The organism is Candidatus Margulisiibacteriota bacterium, from assembly GCA_018822365.1.
Lineage (GTDB): Bacteria > Margulisbacteria > WOR-1 > O2-12-FULL-45-9 > XYB2-FULL-48-7 > XYB2-FULL-45-9.
Window position 1 is genome coordinate 1 of the sequence record JAHJKL010000006.1, and the last position, 2361, is coordinate 2361.

The 2361-nt window shown below is 49.7% G+C and carries 3 protein-coding genes; all 3 read left to right on the forward strand.

Annotation, left to right across the window (positions count from 1 at the left end; translation table 11 throughout):
- A partial coding sequence (locus KKF06_00285; protein MBU1616204.1) for a carbamoyl-phosphate synthase large chain occupies positions 1-210 on the forward strand: 210 nt, incomplete at its 5' end.
- 51 nt (positions 211-261) lie between these two features.
- Positions 262-1464: a hypothetical protein gene (locus KKF06_00290; GenBank protein ID MBU1616205.1), complete on the forward strand. Its 1203-nt coding sequence runs from the start codon at positions 262-264 to the stop codon at positions 1462-1464.
- 175 nt (positions 1465-1639) lie between these two features.
- Positions 1640-2361, forward strand: a 722-nt coding sequence (locus tag KKF06_00295) for a DUF2341 domain-containing protein (protein MBU1616206.1), incomplete at its 3' end; no start/stop codon positions are given.

The following is a 2361-nucleotide window of genomic DNA, read 5'->3' on the forward strand; positions in this document are numbered from 1 at the left end:
CTGATCAAGAATAACGAGATCAATTTGATCATCAACACCCCTTCGGAGATCAAAAAACAAAAACAAGACGAAAGCCGGATCCGTTTCAGCGCCGTCGTCCAGGGGATCCCGCTGGTCACGACCATTTCCGGGGCACAGGCAACGATCAACGGGATCGAAGCGGCCAAGAAAAAAGGGTTTGGCGTCAAAGCGCTCCAGGACTACCACTAATCCCCCAATTTAGCGTGATATAATATCCAGATATTATTCAGGAGGTTACCCATGAAAAAATTGCTTCTTTCTTTTGCCCTGATCGCCGCGCTTATGCTCCCTTCTTTTGCTTTGATCTCTTTTGGAACGGTTAAAGCTGACCTTGATTCAGTAACGTCATCTTACGCCACCATCAATTGGAGTTCGGAGATAAAATTGCCGCCGCAGTATGCCACTATTACCAGCCAGACCGCGAAGGTTTATTACTTGGTCAGGGACGACTCCAAACTGGCCGGGTATAAGAACAAAGTATCGGTCGCCATTGAAGAGTATGATTTCGCGAACTGGCAGTGGATCACCGGGGGGACCGGTTATTCCAAGACCGGGCCGGACACTTTTCGGGGCAAATACAATACGAGCGGTTCCTGGGATTGCTACCTGCTCCAGACCTGGCCGCTGACTAAATATAAAGTGACCATGACCGCCGATACAAAACGGATCCCGACCAAGACCGAGAGCCGTGAGTTTTATCTTTCAAAAACCGTTCCGGCCAGCACGGTCAGGAGCCAAAAGGTCAGAGACGCGGCCCCCAAATGGCTGATCTCCCGATATGAAATGGCCAATGTGATCAAAGGGATGCAGCAGACGGTCAAGCGGATGCGGACCTCGACCTCAAGCATTGATCCGAATTTAGAAATGACCAGAATTATCGTTAGTACCGGCGCGCTTTTTGGACCGACTGACATTACCAGTTACTGCAACGATTCGGGGATGGAATTTCTCGAACTTGGCGCGACGGTCTTTGGTTCGGTCACGACCAGCACGCTGGTGGGGGTAGGCGGAATTGTTTATGACGCTTATAGCTGGGGGCAATGGGCGAAGACGACCTTGAGCAATTCGGCTAATTTGTGGGCTAACTCGATCAACGGGCTTGCTTCGTCAGGCGCGCTGAACACTATTGATATGCTTAACCTAGAAAACGAGCTCGGCTACCTGGCGACCGCGATCGTTAGCGAAGCGAACGAAGCGGCGAGAATAATTTACACCGTTCCTAATGCCTCGGACGATAACTGGAAATCATTGTTGAAAACAGAAAAGCATCGTTTCCACGATGTTTCGGTCAAAGCGGTCAACGCCTCATCCGCGGCGACCCCGATCCTGAATTCCGGAGCCGATGCCGCGACCAAAGAGCGGATCCTTAATTTTATTGAATCGGTCAGAAAGATCGCTGTTGCTCAAGATCAACTGCTTGAACAGGCGGCGCCAGGGAACTAAAAAAGCTTTTTTTTCTTGAAAAAGGGGGGATAAATCCCCCCTTTTTTTTTGATCTTACAATGTTATAATTCTTCGTCCATTAGATTACATTAATAATAAGAGGTTAATTGGCATAATGCAGTCCAACTTAAAAACATTAGGACGCTTTTGCTTCTTCGCGATTTTATTCGGGGTAATGCTTTTTCCAGCGGGCCTGTTTGCCGCCGCGCCGACGATTGACTCAATTTATCCAACCAGCGGGTCAACGCTCGGCGGAACGCAGGTTGCGGTTACCGGCAGCAACTTTGATCTCTATCTATATCGCCGGCTGATCACCGTGACCAACTCCGGATCGGCGTTGTTTAATCACCCGGTTCAAATATCAATGGATACGGCGGCTTTAATCTCTGCCGGGAAGTTAAAAACAGACGGGAGTGATCTTCGTTTTGTCAGCACCGAAGAAGCGACCGAATATTCATACTGGCTTGATAGCTCGACCATTAATACGACGGCGACTAAGATCTGGATCAAGTTCCCTGACCTGCCGGCGGCTTCAACGCTTGAGATCTGCGCCACTTATGGGAATTATGATCGCGCCGCGGCAAGCAACGGCGACGCTGTTTTTACTTTTTTCGATGATTTTGCCGGCACAGCGATCAGCACCGCTGAATGGTCAATTACTGATTCGACAGGGTTTAGCGTCAGCGGCGGCGAACTGCGTGGCACGAATACAACCGGACGCCTGACCTCGATTCAAACTTTTAACAGCGGCGTGGTCCTGGAGATTAAGTCCCGGCGGGTTGGCGATACCTCCGCCAACGGTAATATGATTGGCGGTTTTTTTCTAACTACTTCAAATGGTTTCGGTCTTCTCAATCATCCAGGCACGGATTATTACTGGAACAACGGGTCGTGGAC

Bases quoted from the DNA above. Each gene is read 5' to 3' on its own strand.
- KKF06_00290 (MBU1616205.1), top strand. From the start codon at position 262: ATGAAAAAATTGCTTCTTTCTTTTGCCCTGATCGCCGCGCTTATGCTC.